Below are 21,652 nucleotides of genomic sequence, written 5' to 3'. Positions count from 1 at the left end.
CACCGAATGAGGCCATGGTGCCACCGATGTCGGGCGCCGTCGCTGGCCCTGTGCTCGCTCATCGGCTACTTAAGACTGGGCGGCAGGGCCGGGTCCGGCCAGATTCTGGTCCAGGTGCTCGGTGAGTCGCTCCCACCATCGGCTGCCCGCCGGTGTCATTGGTGTGGCTCTCTAATGGCATGCGTCTCGCCGAGCACCGTGCGAGGAGTGGCTGGAAAGGGGTCTGCCCGGCTCGAAGTAGCGGTGCCCTCCTTGCTGACATCGTCACGTTGATGCAAGGAGAACTGGATGCCGGTGATTATCGGGATGGATTCGCACAAGCGTTCGGCCACGATTGAGGTGATCACCGAACTGGGTGATGTGGTCACGGTCGAGAAGTTCGGTACTGACCAGTCTGGCTATGGGGAAATGCTGTCTTTCGGACGTCGGTTCCCTGAGCGGACCTGGGCGGTGGAAGGCTGCAACGGCGTCGGCCGGCATGTCGCCCACCGGCTGGTGCACGACGGCGAGACAGTCTTGGACGTTCCGGCGAAGCTGTCCGCGCAGGTGCGGGTGTTCGCCACGGGCAACGGCCGCAAGACAGAGCCGGTCGACTCGCACTCGGTAGCCCTAGTCGCGCTGCGGACCTCGAACTTGGTCCGAGTTCGGGCTGACCCGGAGCTGGTCGTGATGGGCATGCTCGTCGATCGCCGTGACGAGCTCGGCCGCGCCAGGACGCAGGCAGTCAACCGCCTTCATCGGCTGCTGCTGGAGCTGTTTGCCGGCGGAGCCAAGAAGTTCCTGCCCGCAGCACAGGCCTGCGCCCTCGTGGCGACGATCAAACCGCGCGACATTGTGGGCAAGACCCGGCGCCGGCTGGCTGTCGACCTGATCACCGAGCTCGAGATTATCGACAAGAAGATCAAGGTTGCGGACAAGGATCTTCGCGAGCTGGTGATGGCCCGCGGCTGCACGTCGCTGGACGGCATTGGACCGTCTGGCGCCGCTTGGCTGCTGGCCGATGTCGGCGACATCCACCGGTTCGGCAACCGTGATCGGTTCGCGTCCTGGAACGGCACCGCGCCACTGGATGCATCCTCCGGTGAACAGCAACGGTACCGCCTGTCCCGTGCCGGCAACCGCAGAATCAACCGGACACTGCACATTATGGGCGTCGTCCAACTTCGTAATCCCACCGCAGGCCGCGTCTATTTCGACTCGAAGAAGGCGGCTGGCAAGACCTCGATGGAAGCGATGCGTGCCCTCAAACGACGCTTATCGAACGTCGTCTACGCCCGTATGCTCGCTGATCAGAAACGAGGTGAGGCGGCAGGCCCGGGAGGGCACTCGGGGACGACTCTGCAATCCAGCGTGACCGGCCTGCCCCCGGACACCGGCCCTTCGGACAAACCAAACCCGAACCTGCCACCAGCCAGCCTACCCCCGCCACGGCCACCCCTTGGCATAAAGGGGAGCCTACTTGTCGGTAAGGGCACTACTTTCCAGCTACCGTATCCAGCGCCTGCCAGTGGTTGACCGCCGGTTGGTCGGGGAGGAAGCTTGCGGGTGTGCCAGGGCGAACGCGGGCCGAACCGAAGCGTGCCGATTCTCAGCGGCGTGCGCCCGATTCCCCGAACCGGGTGCCAGCCTTCGGTGTTGCCTCGGAAATCGACCAGATGCAGCGGTTCGCCGGGAATCGCGCGCTGAGTGGGCTGATGGCCACCGTTCAGCGCCAAGCCATGCCGGTGCTGGGGCGGACGGCAGGGGCGAGTGAACTCGTTAACCGGATGCGGGCCAACCCAGGCACGGCCGGCGACGTCGTGCAGACGCTGGAACAGCTTGCCCGTCAGGCGCCGTCCGATCGAAGCCAGCCCGTAGAGGTGATTGTTCCACCGTATGCGCCGTTAACCGTCGCTTCCTACGAGCTCAGCCTATTGCTGTCGGAGGCGCGGTCGCTCGCGGTCGCGTATCCGGATGGTGCCGCTTCGCTGTCCATGCCGGAGACGACTGCGCTGGTGGCCGGCGATCTGCGTGGCGCGCGAGCGCGCCTGGTCGCCATCAGCACCCTGCTGGCCGACGAGTCGGTCCCGCTGCAGGCGGAGGATCGCCATCGGTTGCGGGCCGCGGTCGCCGTTGCCGAGTCCCGAGTGCTGGAATACGAGCAGCTTCGCCGAGCTGGCTCATCCCGCTCCGAAGCGATGGGTGCGATCGGCTTCGCCGCCGGAGGCGTAGTGGCCGACGATGCGACCGGTATCGGTGCTGCGGACGACTTTCTTCTGCCCTTTCTTGGACTCGCGGCGCTGGTGGCGCTCGCGGTCACCGCGCCACCACCGCGTGAACTGGACCTGGACGCCGCGTGGCGAGATGCCGCACGAGCCTTGGACGACGTCGCACAGCTGGGCACTGGCATTGTCCTCGCAGTCCAAGGCGAGCGGCTGGCGGGCAACACCCGCCAGCTCGCCATTCACCTCGCCCGGCTGCTCGCCCTGGGCAGTGTCGGCGGGATGCCGTCCGGCGAGCCGCCGAAGAACGACGATGAGAACGACCACCACTGGTGGGCCGAGATCAAGGCCTTCGTGCGTAACATCATGCAAGCAACGCGTGGCGCATCCCGGCGGCAGATCATGCGAGAACTGCTTCGTCGCGGGTTCACCGAGGAACAGGTCCTCGAGATCGAAGCCAAGCTGGCCGAGGCTGCCCGCACGATGGGGGAGGACGTGCCGCCCTTCCTGCCGCCGCCGTGATAGGAATGGGTATGGGTGATGGCCTGCTGAGATTCCATGTGCGAGAGGTCGCCGCCGACCTCGCACTGGCGGCCGGGGCACTCGAACAGGCTGCCCGGATCATCCCGGATCGGCCGGGAGTCACTGCCGCTCGGCTCAGTGAAGCGATCAGTCTCCTTCGCCACGACCTCGACCACCATATTCCCGAGATCGGCCGGATCGTCGGGGCGAGCACACCCGGCAAACCCGCAGCGACGACAGAACCGGTCGACACCGCCGCGATCTCGACCGAGCTGACCGCCCTCGCGGCCCGGTTGCGAGCAATCTCCGTGAACTCCGAACTACCGGAACTGTCTGGTCCGATAAGTCGACTGTGGTCCTCCGTGAAAGCGGCACTCCTGCAATTGTCCAGCCTGGAGAAGTCCGTTGCGCAGGCGGCTGACGATTTCGACGCCGATGCGGCCCGCCGTCGGCGTGACGACGAGCTGCTCGCCGTTCCCGAACGTACCCTGACCCACAAAAACCCCCGCGCACTCGCCACCTGCCCTCATTGCGGCGCCGCCCTGACATCCGATGACCGCACTCGGGACGGGGCCTACTGCGAGAACTGCCGGACGAGGTGGGTACCGTCGAAGAACTGATCGACCCGCGGACCAAGTGTTACGGCGAATTCTCCCAGAGTTTGGGCAGACCCTGACCCCGGAAACGTCAGCGACGCGAGACTCAGAGCGGCGGCGACCCAGTCGGCTCGCGTCTGGCGCCCGCTGTCGCTGGGTGGTGGAAGAGCGCGCGCTGAGCTTCCCAGGCCGGACGGGGTCTCTGGAAATTCGACAGCCAATGGGCCGACGCACGTGGTGCGAGGGCCTATGTCGGGTCTGCGGGATGCCGCGGTCGGGCACCGTGTACGTCCTGGCTCCGGTCGGCCAAGTCAACACGCTCGTCGAGATGTGCGGCGGCGCCGTGTGCTCGCCGACACCGTCGGTTCGCGTCCTCTGACATCGCGCGCAGCGGCACGTCATGGTGGGTTAATTGCAGGCGTTCCTGGATAGAGGTGCAATAAGAACCTGGTCGACCTGCACGGGTGTGTCCTATTTGACTGTAAGCGACCATTTATGAGGTATGGGCATTTCGCTAGGCTGGTGGGTTTGAGGTGAATACCCCGCTTGGCCTATTCCTTTTCGCGGTCTGATCGGTCAGGGTGATCTTGGGTTCGTCGGGGGCCCGGCTGTGTGCTGGTGCTCTTGGGCGAGGGGGATCTCGTGGGGTTTTTTGGTGTGCGTTGGCGCGCGCTTTTCCTGGCTGCTGGCGTCGGCGTCTTCGGTCTGCCGGTGCTGGGGGCGCCGGTCGTGTCGGCTGCGGTTTCGGTGCCTGACCAGGCGCAGGACGAGGCGACGGCGACCGCGTGGGCGCGTGAAGCCGGCAAACAGATCTTGGTCACGTCGAAGACCACGGAGACGTCGCAGACGGTGGCGAATCCAAACGGTTCGTGGACGTTGACCGAATACACGCACCCCGTGCGGGTCAAGCACGGTCCGGATTGGACACCGATCGACACGACGCTCGTCCGCAACGCCGACGGGTCGGTGACACCGAAGGCGACGGTGCTGGACCTCGCGCTGAACGCTGGTGGCACCGGCTCCGTGGCCACGCCGATCGTGCAGGCGCGCGAGGCGGGCAAGGAGGTCGGTCTCAAGTGGACGAAGGACCTCCCGGAACCGTCGCTGTCCGGTGACACCGCGACCTACGCCGAGGTGCTCCCGGGCGTCGACCTGACGGTCCGCGCGCTGCCGGAGGGCTACACCGAGAACCTCGTCGTCAAGACCCGGGAAGCCGCACAGAACCCCGGGCTGCGTGACATCCCGTTCGGGCTGCACACCAAGAACACCACGGTGTCCGTCGCGCCGGGCGCCGGACGCGCCACGCCGACCTCCGGTGCCCAGCCTTCGGACGGCCTGGAGGTCAAGGACGACACCGGAGCGGTCGTTTTCACCGGCGACGCGTCGCGGATGTGGGACTCCTCCGGCGCGGGCTCCGAAGCCGAGCGGCAGCTCGGTGAGGGCGGTGGCCGCCGCGAGGCGGTCATGGGTGTGACGCTCTCCTCGGACACGGTCGTGATCTCACCCGACCAGGCGTTCCTGGCCGATCCGGCGACGCGGTACCCGGTGACCCTCGACCCGGACACCTTGTGCTCCACCTGCGGGATGCAGGCGCATGCGGTGGTGCAGTCCGGGTATTCGGACGCGCACAACTACAACGCCTCCGACGGCGACCTGTCCGATCTCAAAGCGGGTTACGAGACCGATGACAGGGCGGGGACGTCGCGGTCGTACCTGCAGATGAACACCGCGCAGATCGCCGGGACGGTCGTGCATTCGGCGAGCCTGAACACCACGGTCACGCACACTCACAACTGCTCGAACGCGGCGGACACCGACCTGTGGCTGACCGGCCCGTTCGGTGGGGACATCACGTGGGCGCACCAGCCGGGCTGGAGCTACTACATGTCGTCGGTGAACGTGGCCAACTGCGGCAACGCGCCGGACGTCACTGGGCAGTTCAACGCGACGCACGCCGCGCAGGACGCGGCGGCGGGCCGCTGGCCGAACGTGTCGCTGGCGCTGGTGGAGGACGGGGAGGGCGGCGGTGTGGCCACCTGGCGGCGGTTCGCGCTGAACCCCTATCTGCAGGTGAACTACGACTCCCCGCCGAACCTGCCGACGGCGCTGTCGATGCAGAACGGGTTGCTGCCGTGCACGAGCGGGGCGAACCGGCCGTGGGTGTACACGAAGAACCCGCAGCTGGCGGGGAAGGTGTCCGATCCCGACGGTGGCACGCTGCTAGCGAAGTTCGCGGTGGCCTACGGCGCGCTGGGGCACAACGTGTACACGCACGACAACGGCGCCAACTTGGTCGCGGTGGGCACGCCGGGTCAGAACCAGCAGGCGACCGCGCAGCTGGCGGCGGTCCCGGCGGGGTGGATCAACGAGGACGGGATCTACAACTGGTCGATGCAGGCATCTGACGGTGAGCTGTCGTCGAACTGGGTCGGCAACTGCGAGTTCACCGTGGACAGCAAGGTCCCGGCGCAACCGGTGGTGGCGATGCCGTCGTGGACGCATCCGGCGGTGCAGGGTGATCCGGTCGAGTTCAGCATCTGGACCGGGATGGCGACCGACAACTTCTACGACATCGACCATTTCATCTACACGACCGATGGTTCCGAGCCGCAGGTCCAAGGTTCGCCGAGTGTTCCGGCGACGCAGTCGACGGACGCCAACGGGAAGATGGTCGCGGTCGGCGGCATCAAGGCGACCGCGCTCAGCGGCAACCAGAACCTGATCAAGATCAAGTCGGTGAACAAGGCTGGGATGCCGAGCCCGGACGCGCAGTGCGTGGTGCTCCCCGAGTCGAACCCCACGCTGGACCCGCCGTCCTGCTCCTACCACGTCCAGCCGCTGACCCCCGGCAAGAACCTGGTCGCCGCCTGGGGAGCCGACGAACCGTCCGGCACGGCGTTGATCGACAGTGCCTCGTCGACGCCGGACAACGCGACGCTGCCGACCCATCCGGCTACCGCGTCCGGGGGTGTCACCCGAGGTGTGGGCTACAACCACGGCACCAGCTGGACCCACCCCGACACCGGTGGCTACAGCGACGGCGTGAAGGGCGCGATCACCCTCGACGGCACCAGCGGCTACGCCCAGACCGGCGACCGGGTGCTGGACCCGTCGAAGTCGTTCACGGTGGCAGCCTGGGCGAAGCTCGCCGATACGACGCATTCGCAGACCGTCATCGCGCAGGACGGGACCCAGGCGATGCCGTTCGCGCTGCAGTACAACAAGGAAAACAACGCCTGGGCGATGCGCGTCACGACAGGAGATTCGGCCACACCGGCGGCCGCCTGGGCCTTCTCCAGCAAGCCGCCCCAAATCGGGGTGTGGACCCATGTGGCGGGCACGTATGACGCGTCGACACAGGTCGCCACGCTCTACGTCGACGGCGCGAAGCAGAGCACGGTGATCGCCCAGCCGTGGGCCGCGACGGGACCGGCGGTGCTGGGCGCGACGAAGTGGTCCGGGGCTCGCGCCGACTTCTTCCACGGGTCGCTCGATGACCTGCAGGTGTGGCAGCGGACGCTGTCCGGACAAGATGTCCACGACTTGGCCGGCGTCGCTGTTCCCCTGGCGAACTACGGCCTAGCCGAAGGCTGTGGGCCGGAGCTGATTTCCGCGACCTCCCGCGTCCCGTCGCTGCAGGCGAGCTGGGCACTGGGGCAGACCAGCGGAAACACCGCGGCCGACAGCACCGGCTACGGCAACACCATCACCCTCACCGGCGGATACGCATGGGTACCAGGTCACGGCGGCGGCGGTCTGCAACTCGACGGTGCCACCGGTTACGGGTCCACCAGCGGTCCGGTGGTGAACACCGCGGAGTCCTTCACCGTGTCCGCCTGGGTGAACCCCACCGACCTCAACGCCGGTTACACCGTGCTGTCCCTGGCCGGCAGTCACGCCGCGAACTTCGTCCTGCGCTATGACAAGGCGGCGAATCGCTGGGCGTTCGGGATGTCCCCGGCCGACGACGCCGCGGCGGCCATGACGTGGGCGACGGGTACCTCGGTGCCGCAGGCGGGGGTGTGGACCTTGCTCACGGCGACGTTCGACAGCACCGCATCGCGCCTTCGGCTCTCGGTGAACGGGAAGCACGAAGCCGATGCCACCGCGGGCGCGCCGTGGACGGCGAACGGACCGCTGCTGCTCGGCGCTGAGCCAGGTGCGAAGAACCTGTTCAAGGGCGTGCTCGACCAGGGCCGGGTCTGGTCGAGGGATCTCACCGACGATCAGATCGCGGCGATGAACGGCCTGCGCTATGTCGACACCGCCGCGCAGGCGACGGCCGCGGCGAGCGGTGGTGTGTCACTCACGACCGAGACGGACGGCAGCGGATCGCCGACCGGCTGCGCCGCGCAGTTCGACAACACCTGGACCGGCCGGCTCGTCGGACCGCGGCCGGCGAACCTGCGCACGGACAAGTCGTTCACGGTCGAAGGCTGGGTGAAGCACACCTGGACCGCGGCCGACGTCGCCGCCTCCGGCCAGGTCGACCCGGCGACGCGGACGCTGATCAGTACCGACGAGGCACAGTTCTCGCCGTTGTTCCTCAGCTACCGCCCTTACAAGGACGCCAACGGCCGTGATCACGGGGCGTGGAGCCTGATCCTGACCGTGCCCAACGCCGGCGGCGTGTTCGCGTCCACGGAGTACAGCGACCTCGACGCGGTCGACAACCAGTGGACCCACCTCGCTGCGAGCTACGACGCCGCCACTAAGACGATGTCACTCTACGTAAACGGCGAGCTGCAACGCGGGAAGTTCTACACCGCGTCCGGGAACGCCACCGGTGTGGACGTGGGGGCCAGCATTGGGGGACTGCTGATGGGCAGCGGGATCTGGACCGGGCAGCGCACCAACAACCTCAACGGCGGCGTCGCGGGGGTGCGGGTGTACTCCGGTCTCCGCGGCACCGCCGGGATCAACTTCGACAAGCGGGCCGACGACCCCGGCAACCTCTTCGGCGTCACCCACTAGCACCGGCTTCGGCGCGTCGAGCGCCCACCAGACTTAGGTAGGCAGACATGACTCACTCGCGTGGCTTCGTGCGCTTCACCAGAAGCAGACGAGCGCTGGCCCTCGGTCTCGCCGTCGTGCTGGTGGGTTCGGCGCAGACCGCGGCGGCGGAAGCCGCGGCCGGGGGCTGGCACGGGCTGGGCTGGGATCTTCCCCCGTTGCAGCAAACCAGCTCCGTTGACGGCGTCGACGGCGGTTTCCGTGCGACACCGGTGGCTCCGGCCGGACCGAGCAGCCCCGCGAAGGTCAGCTGGCCAGCAGCCGCCACCGCTGATGTCGATCTCCCCGTGGGGGCCGCGGCGAAGGTGCCCGCCGGGCAGGCCGTCGCCGTGGCACGGTCGCAGGCGAAGACAGCCGAGGCCCGGCCCACCCCGGGCAAGGTCCGGATCAGCACGCTGGACCAGGCCACGACCACCAAGGCCGGGATCAAGGGCGTGCTGGTCAAGGTGGAGCCGGTCCTCGGCGACACGAGCGGACCGGTGAACGTCGACATCGATTACCGGTCGTTCGGCGACGCCTACGGCGGTGACTTCGGCGGCCGCCTGCACCTCGTGCAGTACCCGTCCTGCCTGCTGACGACCACGGACAAGCCAGAGTGCCACGTCGGTAGCCCGCTAACCTCCGACAACAACACCCGGACCCGGCACGTGGCCGCCGACGTCACGCTGCCCGGGGCGCCGGCTGGATCGCGGCAGAGCGCTGCTGCCCCCGCAGCAACCTCGATGCTGGTGGCCGCCGAAGCCGACACCAAGAGTGGTGGCGGCGATTTCACTGCGACTGACCTCAAGCCGGCCGGCTCCTGGTCGGCGGGTGGTTCGTCGGCGGACTTCGACTACTCGTACCCGATCGGGACGCCCGCGGCGCTCGGCGGGACGGGCCCGTCGGTCAGCTTGAACTACTCGTCGAGCTCGGTGGACGGGCTGACTTCGGCGACCAACAACCAGGCCTCAGGTGTCGGTGACGGGTGGAGTCTCTCGGGTGGCGGGTTCATCGAACGTCGCTATAAGGGCTGCGGCCAGGACCTGGGCGGCAACAACGGCCAGACCAAGACCGGTGATCTGTGCTGGTACAACGACAACGCTACCATCTCCTTCGCTGGCGCCAACGGTGATCTGATCCTGGACAAGAACACCCAGACCTGGCACCCGAAGGACGACGACGGCACGAGGGTGGAACGTCTCACCGGCGGCGTCAACGGCGACAAGTTCGGCGAGTACTGGAAGGTCACCACACCGGACGGCGTCCAGTACTTCTTCGGCCTGAACCACCTGCCCGGCTGGGCCGCGGGCAAGGCGGAGACCCAGTCGACGTGGACTGTTCCGGTGTTCGGCAACAACAACCTCGAGCCGTGCAACGCCGCGACCTACGCGGCGTCCTGGTGCAACCGGGCGTGGCGCTGGAACCTCGACTACGTCGTCGATCCGCACGGCAACGCGATCGCGTACTACTACCAGCCCGAGACCAACTACTACGGGCTCAACCGCAACGCCTCCACCGCCAACAACCCCGGCACGCCCTACACCCGCAGCGGCTACCTGCAGAAGATCGAGTACGGCTTCAACACCAAGGTCGCCGACACCTTCAGCCACGCCCCTGCGCAAGTACTGTTCGACACGGCCGAACGGTGCTTCCCCAGCGGCACCATCACCTGCGACCCCAGTCAGCTGAACTCGGGGACCGCGACGTCGTGGCCGGACGTGCCGTCCGAGACGATCTGCGCCTCGGGTGCGGTCTGCGTCTACAACTCACCGTCCTTCTTCTCACGCAAGCGCTACACCAAGCTCACCACCCAGGTCAGCGACGGCGGCACCGGGTGGAAACCCGTCCGGGAGTGGGCGCTCGCGCAGTCCTTCCCACCCACCACCGACGGGAACAAGACGGCGCTGTGGCTGGACTCGATCACCGAAACCGGGAAGATCGCGAGCTCGAACACCGTCGGCTCGGCGATCACGCTGCCCGCGACGACGTTCCACCCGAAGGCGATGGCCAACCGAGTCAACGCCAACACCCAGTACACCGCACTGAGCCGCAATCGGATCGACGCCATCACCACCCCGCAGGGCGGCTACACCACCGTCAAGTACGCCGACCCCGAGTGCAAGCCCGCGGGGCCGATGCCCGATCCGGCGAACCTGAAGAACAACACACTGTCGTGCTACCCGGTGTACTGGAATCCGCCGGGCGCAACTGATCCGGTGCTGGACTATTTCACCAAGTTCCGGGTCACCGACGTCATCGAGGACGCGAACACCACGCAGCAGCCGCAGCAGAAGGTCACCCACTACGACTTCCTCGGCGGCGCGGCGTGGCACTACGACGACGACCCGTTCAGCGACCCGAAGTACCGGACGTGGTCGCAGTGGCGCGGCTATGGCGACGTCAAGACGACCACCGGGCTCGGCCCGGCGGGCGGTGACCCGTCCGGGCCTCCGGTGGTCACCGAGACGTTCTACCTGCGCGGTATGGAAGGCGCGACGGTCACCAGTCCCAACTGGCACGAGTCGTTCACCGACCGCAAGGAGGTCGCCGGCGTCACCCGGGAGACCGTCACCTACCGCGACGGCCAGGCCGTGAGCGGCACCCTGACTGAGCCGTGGGTGTCCGACCCGACCGCGACCGACGCTGACGGTCGCACCGCGGCCTACACCGGCACCGACACCACCCGCAGCCGGACTTGGCTGGACACCACGAGCACCTGGCGGGTGTCGCGCACGCACACCACCCACGGCAAGTACGGGCTCGCGACCGCGGTGCAGACCGAAGGCGATACCAGCGACCCGAAGCAGACCAGCTGCACTCTCACCACGTACCTGGAGAACACCACCGCCTGGCTGCTGAACTCCTCCAGCCAGGTGCGGAAGATCTCCGGCGTCTGCGACGACAAGACCAATCCACCGGGGCCCGGCAACATCATCAGCGACAGCCGGACCTACTTCGACAAACAGGCCTTCGGCGCGGCACCCACCGAAGGCAATATCACCCAGATCGACAGTCTCGACGACTGGCCGACGGGTGGTGCGGAGAAGATCAAGTCGCCTGCGGCGACGACCGTGTACGACAAGTACGGCCGGGCGGTCAGCGCCACCGACGCACTCGGCCTGACCAGCACAACGTCGTACACCCCGGCAGAGGGTGGCCCGGTTACGCAGGTCGACACCACCGCACCGCCGGTCAGCGCTGCCGCGAACGCGCCCAAGTTCACCTCCACCAAGTACCTCGACCCCGCCTCGGGCATCACCGTCGCCAGCAAGGACGCGAGCGGGTTGCGCACCGACGCGACCCAGGACGCTCTTGGCCGTGTGCTGTCGGTGTGGAAGCCCGGTCACAGCAAGGCGCTGAACGGCCCGGCGGACGTCATCTACAGCTACAGCGTCCGCAACGCCGGTGGCGTCAGCAACGTCACCACCCAGAACCTGCTTGCGAACGGGCAGTACGCGATCTCGTACACGCTCGTCGACGGTCTCGGCCGCACCATCCAAACCCAGGCACCGCGCACTGACGACGGGCCCGGCCGGATCATCACCGACACCTTCTACGATTCCCAGGGCCGCACGTACAAGACCCACAACGCCTACTGGAACAGCGGAGCCCCGTCGGCCACCCTGTACGTCACCGACGACGCGTCGGTTCCGAACACGACGTTGGCCACCTTCGACAGCGCCGGCAGTCCGCGGGCCAGTGCCTACCTGCTGCACGCCGTGGAGCAGTGGCGCACCACGACGATCGCGGACGGCGACCGCACGACCACGATCCCGCCGGACGGCGGCACCGCGTCGACCACGATCAAGAACGGACTCGGCCAGACCGTCCAGCTGCTGCAGTACAAGGACCCGACGAAGTACACACCGGGATCACCGGCCGACACCACGACGTACACCTACACCCGCAGCGGTAAGCAGTCGACGGTCACCGACACGACCGGCAAAAACGTCTGGTCCTTCGAGTACGACCTGAAAGACCGCAAGATCGCCTCGACCGACCCGGACACGGGCCGGACGACGTTCACCTACGACGCCGCCGGTCGCCTGCTGACCACCACGGACGCGCGCAACCGGCTGATCAGCTACACCTACGACAACCTGAGCCGCAAGACCGCCGAGTACGACGGCCCCGCGACGACCGGCACGAAGATCGCCGGCTGGACCTACGACACCCTGCTTCCAGGACAGCCCACCGCCTCCACCCGCTACGTCGGCACCAAGGCCTACATCAAGGAGACCACCGGCTACGACATGGCCGGCCGGCCCACGGGCAGCAAGGTGACCATCCCGCCCGGCGACAAGGGGCTGTCGAACACCTACCAGTTCGGGATCACCTACAACGCCAATACAGGTGCCGTGCGGACGATGAACACTCCCGCTGCGGGTGGCCTGCCGGCCGAGGAACTGTCGCTCACCTACTACGACAACGGCTCGCCGAAAACCATGCTCGCCGCCAATGCTTCGGGCGGCGGCAACACCCTCGTGTCCCTGACCTCGTACAACCCGCTGGGCCAGGCGCTGCGCACCAACTTCAACGACGACGCCAGCCCGTATCAGGTCTCGGTGACCAACACCTACGCCGACGGCACCAACCAGCTCAAGACGGTCCAGGCACAGCGCTCCACGCAATCGGACTACTGGATCGCCAACCGCGTCTACACCTACAACCAGGTCGGCAACCTGACCAAGATCGCCGACACGCCGCCCGCGACTAAGGCCGACGTCCAGTGCTTCCGCCAGGACTACCTGCAGCGGCTCACGGAAGCGTGGACGCCGTCCTCAGGTGACTGCGCTGGTCAACCAACCACGGCGGGCATCGATGGTGCTGCGCCGTACTGGACGTCCTGGACCTTCGACGACACCGGCAACCGCAAGACCCAGGTCCAGCACACCCCGTCGGGCGACATCACGACGGCCTCGACGTACCCCGACCCTGGCCAGAAACACCCCCACGCCGTCCAGACGGCTACAACCGATGGGCCCAGCGGCACGACCCAGACGAGTTACGGCTACACGGGCACAGGCAGCACCGAGACACGCGGCCCCGCAGGCGCCGCGCAGACGTTCACCTACGACGCCGAAGGTCGCGTCGCCACAGTGAAGGAAGCCAACGGCGCGGACAGCAGCTACCTCTACGACGCCGACGGCAACATCCTCATCACGAAGGACCCGAGCGGAACGACCCTGTCGGTCGGGGACATGGAGCTGTTCGTCCCCACCGGGGCCATCTTCGCTTCAGGTACGCGGTTCTACAGCTACAACGGCCAGGCCATCGCGACGCGCGTGTCCTCGACCGGGTTGAGCTGGAAACTGGCCGATCACCAGGGCACGACGTACGCCACGGTCGATGCGGGCAACCTCGCGGTGTCCAGGCGCTGGCAAGACCCGTACGGCGCGACCCGGGGAACGCCGCCGTCGACATGGCCGGACAAGCACGGGTTCGTGGGCGGCTACGAGAACACGACCGGGCTGACCCACCTGGGCGCCCGCGACTACGACCCGCTTACCGGAAGGTTCTTGACTCCAGACTCGTCCCTGGACACTGGCAATCCGCAGGCTCTCAACGCGTACAGCTACGGAAACAACAGCCCGATCTCGTTCAGCGACCCAAGCGGCCTGATGTGGGGCGCAGCGTGCGGCCCCGACGGCGTACTTTGTGGTACTGGCGAGGCGATGTCAGACCCCAACTACATCGACAACCGTGCCTACTTCATGAAACAGCGCGGGTACAGCCAACAATCAATTGACAGCTTCCGGAATATCGCGGCTAACAGTGGCTGCAAGCGAGGGTCTGCCTGCAGTCAAGCTCGGGATGCCAGGCGAAATTGGGTATCGCACCACTCTCCCGCCACGACGAACGCGAATCAGGTCCGGGCGCAGCTGGAGATTTACTCCAATTCGTCCAATACCTCCTATTGGTCTCCCATGACGTGGGACAACTCCGACGGATCAACGGGGAGTCTGTGCTTCGGTCAAACCGCGTGCTGGCATGCGTGGAAATACCTGCGAGAGCACCCGGATGACCTCGCCGGCAGCAAGGGTATTGCGGCGATGTACTGTGTGGAGCACTTTAGCGAGTGTGCTCAGGCGGAGATCGATCAACATCGATCGGACGCGCTCGCGGAGATCTTCAGCGGCATCATGCTCCTCCTGGGCGGTGGCCTTGCGGGTGGCTCGAACGTTCCTCAGGGGCTCTCTTCCGGGCAATTCGCGGAAGCTGGCCAGGCTCTGCGGACAGGATTGGATGCGGCGGGTTACCGGGGGCAAGTGGTCGTCCATGGTAGCCGCGCGGCCGGGACCGCCGGCGAAGCGTCGGACATCGACTTCGCCGTCCGGGTGAGTCCTGGCGAGTTTGATAGTCTGATCAGAGATCGTTTCAAGACCCCCAACCCGGGAAGTGCGAAAGAGCGAACCATGCAACGTGCGATTGAAAGCGGAAAAATCCAGGCTGGAGAAGCTGGCCTGAGCGGTCTTCGAAGGCAGATCGCGGCCCAGTTGGGTATCGACGTTGACTTGTCCATTGTGAAGATCGGTGGCCAGTTCGACAATCCGCCGTTCATCGAGGTTCCGAAGTGATGACAGAAAAATCGTATGAATTCTGCAAGATCTACGTGCGAGCAGACTCCGTCGATGCTGTCGTCGGTGTCTTGTCGGCCGGTCTGGGTGTTGATTTCGATGCGAGGACTGCGACGGTGGAGAGAACTCTGCTCGAGGTGCTGAGAAATGACGATCGACTTCCCCTGGATCAGTCCGGTGACGACTTCGTACGTTGGCCTACCCTGGTCGAGGCCGAATCGTCGGACAGGGCCGACCATGCCAGGATTGTCTGGCTGATCGGCCGCCTTCTCGAGATCTTGTGGGGGAATGACTACGCGGCTGTGGCGTCTTGCGACTTCGAAGATGAGCTGCCCCGTGACGGGGGGATTGGACGAGCCCGATAGTCCAATCCCGGCGGTCGTGCTTGGCATCGACATGTCCTCGGCCGATCTCCCGTACGGGGTTCGCGTCAAGGGTGCCGTGGCGGACGGCGAGCGCGGAGAGCCTGGGCAGGATGGCGCGAACGGTCTTCGCTGAGGTGATGCGGGGCTCGTCGCGGCCGCGCCGGCGCAGGTGGTCGAACACCGGCACGCCCACCTTCGGGTCGTCGACCGTCCGCCTCCGCAACTCGCGACGCGATGCTTGAAGTGTGCGATCTGGCGTTCGATGGCGTAGCGGCCCGGCTGCGAGAGATCCAGTTCTCCTGCCAGCGATAGGTACCGCGGCTACCAGCCACGATCACGGCGGCAGTACCTACCGTGGCCCCGCCGACCAGTGTCGACGTTGTCACTGCAGGAGAGCGTCCCCCGCGGATCGGACATCGTCGAGCCGCTGCCCGCCGCGTTCCCCAGCGGCGGCGCCACCTGGCCCGAGGTCCGGATGTAGCCGCTCGAGGACGTCGTCAGCGACCAGCTCTGCACCCTCTACTTCGGATACGGTGCCGACCGCACTGGCACCTCGGCCCACTACAAGGATCTGGTCGACCTCGTGCTCCTCGCGGTGAATAGGCCCTTGCCTGGCGAGTTCACGCACAAGGTCGTTCATCTCGAAGCCGAGCGACGCCGGTACGCCAGTACGGTTTCCCCGCCGGTTCGAAGTACCCGCCGATGGCTGCATCCGAGGGTGCGCCATTGCTGCCCGCGGTGTCGGCGTTTTGCCGACCAACCTGAGCACCCTCGCTGGCGCATTTGAGCTCGCCGATGTGTCCATCACGCCGCTCCTGTAGCTGACTCCTCTCGCCGGAACCTGGTATCCCGACAAGCAAACTTGGCGGTAACCCTGCGATGCAGGAGTACGCGCCACGTCTATGAGGTCGCGCGCGGTTAGTCCGATCAGGTGGTTCAGCGTGCATTGCCTTAACTTGAATGGAAGATTCATTTCGATAAGCGGAAAGAAAGGTTGCGGTGGCATCACGCCCGCTACTGCAAACGGGTTAAATCTGACGTTGGAGCCTTTTCTTTTCTTTGCAGACCGGTCATCATAAAACATGACGCCCAAAAGGTTCCCATAATAAGGCCGGAAGTCTGTCCTTTTTTGGATGCCTTTTTGATTCCGCTCGCTGATATTAGTCGGCGGGCGTTGAGCCATGTAATCTTTAGCTGGCGTCCAAGCCGTTGTGATCGTTTTGTAGCACTCGGAGGCGCCCCCGCGCGTGACCGGATCCGGCGCGGGGTCGCCGACCTTGCATCGCAAGGTCACCTGCGCCGAGTGAGGAGATGGGTCATGGCTGGCGCGGATGCTGACGAGGACCGCTGGCATTTCCGGGTACGACTGGCGGGACTGCTTGACGGTCTCGCGCTGCTCTTGGAGGTAGCAGCCTCGGCTGACTGCCTCGAAGACGGCAACGGCCTGGCAGCCAAGGCTGCCAGGCTCGCCGCAATCGGAATCCGGATGACCGCCAAGCTGGTGCGCCGGTAACCCTCGTCGAACAGCCGCAGGCGGCGGCCGGTGTCGTCACCATCGGTCGCCGCCTCGGTTTTCCTGCACTGATGCTACCTCATTGGCTCATATTGGCCAAAGCGTTGCCCGCTGGGTGGAATTCGGAAATCTGCGAATCGTGAGTATGTGCCAAAGGTGGTTGGCGTGGAAGTAATTCGCAGACCGACCGGATCTAAGGTGCGCTACCCTGAGGGATCTTCTCGGCGTTGTACTTGGGTGGCTGCGGTGAACGGGCCGGTCTTGCCCAGTGGTTCCTGCAGCTGCGGTGACCGCGGCAAGCGCACCGACGATCGCTTCAAGGTCGCTAAGGAACTGCCGGGATCGAGCCGCCCGGCCGGCGAACGGACGAGCCAGCCTGCTGCGGAGATGACGGCGCACCGCCCGATTTGCACCGCGGGTCGACCAGTCGGCCCGACTCGTGCTACTCGTGCGTATGTCGGACGTTCGGATGCTCTGCCGCCCCCTGGCCGGGATGCCGGTTCACTGCACGCTCGGCGCCAGCTCGCCCCGTCCGGGAGGCCCAGTCCGGGCCTCCGAACCCGCGCTCGTCGCCGCGCACGAGTTTCTATGAACGGCTCAGCGTCGCATACGTCGCGTAGAACTAACGTCACACCACGTGACAGGTGGACGTGAGCGAGGAGAAGCGAGCCCGGAACGCAGGCTGGATCGGCCCAGCCGGCAGCTCCGTCTCCGATGGGGCTCCGTTGCTTGAGTAGTGCTTGACACTTGACGACACTTGAAGACATTGAAAGGCGCTGAAGACGTTGGCTGACCTGCGTTTATTTGCATCCGGTGGCACTTGGTGACACTCGCCGATACTAGTGCACGGCGGACTTGTAAACAGAAGGTCAGGGGTTCGAGCCCCCTTGGCGGCTCCGCAAAAGAGGCATTTGACCTGCGCTTTTCCTGAAATTGGGCAGGGTTTGCTGTCGTAAGTGATCGGTGGGGGCTCCGTTGCGTCTCCGTTTGCTCTGCTGTGCCGAACGGCCCGTGTGCTGCTCGTTTGAAACCCGCCGGGCGGCAGGGCTGGTAGACAGACGTGGCCGTCAGGCCGGGGCAGTCCTGAACCGTCGCCTTCCGACCGAACCGAGCATTCCACGAGTCAGGCGCCGCGCAACGCTCCGCAAGTTCGGGGTTCGCCGGCTCCCCTTGTCCAAGAGCCGCACGCAACCCCGGTGCCGGTCACGGCGTCAAGACGGTGATCACCGATCGAGGAGCGGGGAATGAAGCGTTGGATCTGGGCGGCATTGGCCGCGGCGGTGGTCGTGGGCGCGGGGGTGTGGTGGCTGATGCCGACCTCGGTGGACGTCGCGGTGATCACCGCGACCCACCCCGACGGCACCATCGAGTGGGTCGACGGCGAGTACCGGCGGGCGGAGGAGAACAACTCTGCCGTCTACCCGCTTTCCGAGACCCCGCACGTGTCGAAGCTCGCCCCTGACGCGGTGATCCGCACGGCGCAGGGCTGCGGGACGCCGACCGAGATCAAGGTGGGGTGGAACGGGCTCGGCGCGGTCCCGTGCGGCCGGGATGAGTTCCTGGCGTTGCCTTCCCCGCCTTACGCGCCCCAACTGACGTTCAACGGCGCCGGGGAGATCACCGAGGTCCTGGGGCGTTACCACCCGTAAATCGGGAATCCGTTGCGCGGCGTGATGGTGCCGTGCGCTTGCCAACCCGCGCACGGCACGATCACTTGTCGGATCTACCGGCGTGGCCGGGTCATGATGTCCGACCGACACCGGCGACGATGGCTTTGGTCATGATCGCGGTCGTGCCGACGAGGTCGCCCGCCCGGCCGCGGCCGGGGTTGTCCTTGGTGAGCACGTCACGCTCGCCGAGCAGTTCGTCGGTGGTGGCGTTGAAGATCCATTCATTGCGGACGAAGCCGTCGTCGCGGGCGACGGCGACGCCGTGGCGACCGGCGGCGTCGGTGGCGTCGGGTACGGAAGTGACCCCGGGGATCAGTGCGGCGGCACGGTAGAGCGCGGCGGTGATCTGCGGTGGCGCGACGGATTCCCGGAGCATGTCGCCGATGGTGACGAACGCTTCCTGGTCGGGGGTGACGCCGTGTCCATTGGTCTCGGTGTAGATCCGGTCCAGCAGTGCGCGTGGTTCGGTCGGCAGGGAGGCGAGCAGCCGGTAGGTGGGGTTGTTCAGGCTGCCGCGATCCGGGCAGGATCCGTTGCGCGCGGTGATGTCCAGGTCGCGGCCGTTCTGACGCAGCAAGCCTTTCTCGCACAGGTTGGCGACCGGTTTCCACACCTGCCGCGGTCGTGGCTCGCCGAGCCTTGCGGACACCGGGTCAGGGGACGGGTTGCCGTTCTTGCCGCCGGTGTCACTGCCGCTCGCGAATGCCTGCAACGTGTCGACGTACACGTAGCTGGTGTCGGACACCGCGGGCGAAGGTCCCTTGCCCGCGACGGCTGCGACACGGGCCAGCAGCTGAACTGCCGGCGATTCCGCTGGTGCACCGGGCGGTGCCGCAGCCGGTGCCGGTGCCGGTGCCGGGGTGGGACGGTTGACCCCGACAACGACCCCGACGGCGGTGGCTGCGACGACTGCGCCGAGCGCGGGCAGCAGGACCGCGCGGCGTAGGAGCCTTCGGCGTGGTGCGTTGTAGACGGTGTTGCGGGTTGGCGTGATCTCGCTCAACACCAGCTCCTTGAGTGCGTGGTTGCGACTGGCCGGCAGGGCACGCCCCGGTGGCGTCGGCAGCAGCCGGGCTACGTCGGCGACGGCGTTCTCGTCGCGCCTGTGGTCAGCGCTCATCACGTGCCTCCTGTCCGGGCCAGGCCACGGTTGTGTGGCTGCCCTGTATCTGTCCGCTCGCGCCGTGGCGTTCCCGTGCGGCCGCGGAATCACGCGTCGCTCGCAGGTTCGCCCGAGCACGTGACAGCCGGGATCGCACCGTGCCCACGGAAATGCCCAACGCCTGCGCCGCTGACGCCTGGTCAAGCCCGGCCCACACCACCAGCGCCACGACATCCCGCTCACCCGGTCGAAGCCGCTCCAACGCCGCCCGCGCCGCGGCCACGGCACGGACGTCGTCGACCCGGTCGACCACATCCTGAGCGAAGTCCGGCGTTGCCCGGTCGGCATGCAAGCGGGTCAGCGCGGCCTGATATCTGCGCGCAGAGCGAGTGGTGTTGCGGGCGACGTTCGTGGCGATCCCGAGCAGCCACGGCAACAACGACCCGCCCTCCGGGTCGACCTTGTACCGCAGCCGCCACGCCTCCAGAAACGTCAGCGCCACCACGTCCTCGGCTGTCGACCACGACCAGGTCAGCCGGAAAGCATGGTTGTACACCCCGCCGGCGTGGCGGTCGAACAGCTCGGCGAACGCATCGTGATCGCCCGCGCGTACTCCGGTCCGCATTCTTAGCTCCACACAACCGTCTGTCCGACCACGCCAGCACGTTCCGGTGATCCCGGTCACACCATGGGGCCGGTGGACAAGGATCCGCAGGTGTGCATCCAACAAGGGTTCCGCAACGCGGCGATACACGCTCATGCCGATGACCAAGTCGCCCGCGACACGCCAAAATGTCGGCGGTATCCGACGCGCGCTGTCTGCGGCACAGCCGGCGTGCGATGCAGATGTCCGAAGGGCTTGCCCTGGCTGGGCTGACCACACCTACGGCGTGTTCCTGCCCGAACATCGTGTCGACAACCCAGGTGGTTGCACACCCTACTTCGAACAGCACGCACCGCACATGCTCGCTCATGCCGATGTGCGACCGGCCGCGTCAAGGTTCTGACGAGGCACCCGGCTGTGGTGCTGCTGCGAGGAGAAGGCAACGCGCCCGGTCGGGCTCGAGCTGTTCCGCCGTGTGGACCTTTTGGGGGCTGCGGCATCGCGGCCTACCGGACGCATTCGTCAACACGCTGGTCGCCAGATCGGCGAGTTGTTCACCGGCTGACCGGCCTGTCACGCCGTTTCTGGCCGGCGTGCGACAGAATCGGGGTCATGCGGATGCTGCTGACCTCGAACGGACTGGCCAACGACACACTGCGGCAGGCGTTCGCGGAGTTGCTGGGCAAGCCCTGCGCCGAGGCACGGGTCGCCGCGATCGTGACCGCCTCGCTGGGCCAACCCGGCGACCACGGCTGGTTCGTCGAGGCGCTCGCCGATCTGCACGGCATGGACTGGGGCGAGCTCGACGTGCTCGACCTCAACGGCCTGCCGCGGGACGTGCTGGAGGGACGTCTGGGCCGGGCCGACGTCTGGTGGGTCACCGGTGGCAACCAGTTCCATCTCGCTCAGAGCATCGCCCGCGCCGGCCTGTCCCAGGCGTTCCCGAGGCTGCTGCGGGAGAAGGTGTACGTCGGCACCAGCGCCGGCTCGATGATCTTCAGCCGGCGCTTCGACGAGCGGGCGGCCGACCTGCTCGGTGACCTAGCCGACCTCCACCTCCTCGGCGAGGAGCGGATCAAGCCGGCCTGCCCGCTGTTCGACTGGTACGTCAAGCCGCACCTCGACTCCCCGTCCTTCCCCAATCGCGACGAGGCATGGGCGGACCGGCTGGCGGCGAGCGTGGACTTCCCGCTCTACCTGCTCGACGACGACTCGGCGATCCGGGTCCGCGGCGACAAGGTGGATGTCGTCTCGGCCGGGCGCTGGCGGTTGATCGGGCGATGACGGCGCCGAGCCTGCCGCGAGAAATCTGCGGCACCCGCGGGTCGCCCACGGGAGCATGGCGGCATGACGATGCACCCCGACCAGCTCCACGTCGACGCGCAGACCGTCCGCCGGCGCTCGACCTCGTGGCGGCCTGGCACCTCCCCGACGAGACCAGCACACTTGTCGACATCGTTTTCTGGCGGACTTGTAAACAGAAGGTCAGGGTTCGAGCCCCCTTGGCGG

The 21,652-nt window shown here is 66.6% G+C and carries 11 protein-coding genes; 9 read left to right on the top strand and 2 right to left on the bottom strand.

Annotation, left to right across the window (positions count from 1 at the left end; genetic code table 11):
• Positions 1-288 precede the first annotated feature (288 nt).
• From A3CE_RS0119835 to A3CE_RS51360, 8 genes are all read left to right on the top strand, one after another.
• Complete coding sequence (locus A3CE_RS0119835; protein ID WP_020641855.1) at positions 289-1,515, top strand: IS110 family RNA-guided transposase; 1,227 nt, start codon at positions 289-291, stop codon at positions 1,513-1,515.
• Between the two features lie 104 nt (positions 1,516-1,619).
• Positions 1,620-2,723: a hypothetical protein gene (locus tag A3CE_RS0119830; RefSeq protein WP_020641854.1), complete on the top strand. Its 1,104-nt coding sequence runs from the start codon at positions 1,620-1,622 to the stop codon at positions 2,721-2,723.
• 11 nt (positions 2,724-2,734) lie between these two features.
• A complete protein-coding gene (locus A3CE_RS0119825) occupies positions 2,735-3,343 on the top strand; it encodes a hypothetical protein (RefSeq protein ID WP_020641853.1) in 609 nt (202 codons plus the stop codon).
• A 618-nt stretch (positions 3,344-3,961) separates the two neighbouring features.
• On the top strand, positions 3,962-8,293 hold the full coding sequence (locus A3CE_RS0119815) for a LamG domain-containing protein (protein WP_245589556.1): 4,332 nt from the start codon (positions 3,962-3,964) through the stop codon (positions 8,291-8,293).
• Positions 8,294-8,361: 68 nt separating this feature from the next.
• Positions 8,362-14,889 carry an RHS repeat-associated core domain-containing protein gene (locus A3CE_RS0119810; protein ID WP_245589555.1) on the top strand — a complete coding sequence of 2,176 codons (6,528 nt, stop codon included), beginning with the start codon at positions 8,362-8,364 and terminating at the stop codon, positions 14,887-14,889.
• Positions 14,886-15,254, top strand: coding sequence for a hypothetical protein (locus A3CE_RS53555; RefSeq protein ID WP_020641849.1), 369 nt, complete (start codon positions 14,886-14,888; stop codon positions 15,252-15,254). Before A3CE_RS0119810 ends, A3CE_RS53555 begins: the two co-directional genes overlap by 4 nt.
• A gap of 1,318 nt (positions 15,255-16,572) precedes the next feature.
• Entirely contained in the window at positions 16,573-16,767 is a 195-nt protein-coding gene (locus A3CE_RS0119795) for a hypothetical protein (protein WP_020641847.1), read from the top strand.
• A 1,244-nt stretch (positions 16,768-18,011) separates the two neighbouring features.
• On the top strand, positions 18,012-18,416 hold the full coding sequence (locus tag A3CE_RS51360; protein ID WP_020641846.1) for a hypothetical protein: 405 nt from the start codon (positions 18,012-18,014) through the stop codon (positions 18,414-18,416).
• A 91-nt stretch (positions 18,417-18,507) separates the two neighbouring features.
• Here A3CE_RS51360 and A3CE_RS51355 read toward each other — a convergent pair whose 3' ends face one another.
• Both A3CE_RS51355 and A3CE_RS0119780 read right to left on the bottom strand, forming a co-directional pair.
• Positions 18,508-19,557: a CU044_5270 family protein gene (locus tag A3CE_RS51355; RefSeq protein ID WP_020641845.1), complete on the bottom strand. Its 1,050-nt coding sequence runs from the start codon at positions 19,555-19,557 to the stop codon at positions 18,508-18,510.
• Positions 19,547-20,164 (bottom strand): RNA polymerase sigma factor, encoded by a 618-nt coding sequence (locus A3CE_RS0119780; RefSeq protein WP_020641844.1) that lies wholly within the window; start codon positions 20,162-20,164, stop codon positions 19,547-19,549. The genes A3CE_RS51355 and A3CE_RS0119780 overlap by 11 nt, the downstream gene beginning before the upstream one ends.
• Positions 20,165-20,755: 591 nt before the next feature.
• Between A3CE_RS0119780 and A3CE_RS0119775 the strand changes: the two genes are divergently transcribed.
• Positions 20,756-21,427, top strand: coding sequence for a Type 1 glutamine amidotransferase-like domain-containing protein (locus A3CE_RS0119775; RefSeq protein WP_020641843.1), 672 nt, complete (start codon positions 20,756-20,758; stop codon positions 21,425-21,427).
• The last annotated feature ends 225 nt before the right edge of the window (positions 21,428-21,652 follow it).

The sequence above is a fragment of the Amycolatopsis balhimycina FH 1894 genome, assembly GCF_000384295.1.
GTDB lineage: Bacteria > Actinomycetota > Actinomycetes > Mycobacteriales > Pseudonocardiaceae > Amycolatopsis > Amycolatopsis balhimycina.
Note: the sequence above shows the minus strand (reverse complement) of the source record. Positions and strands in the feature narration are given on the sequence as shown.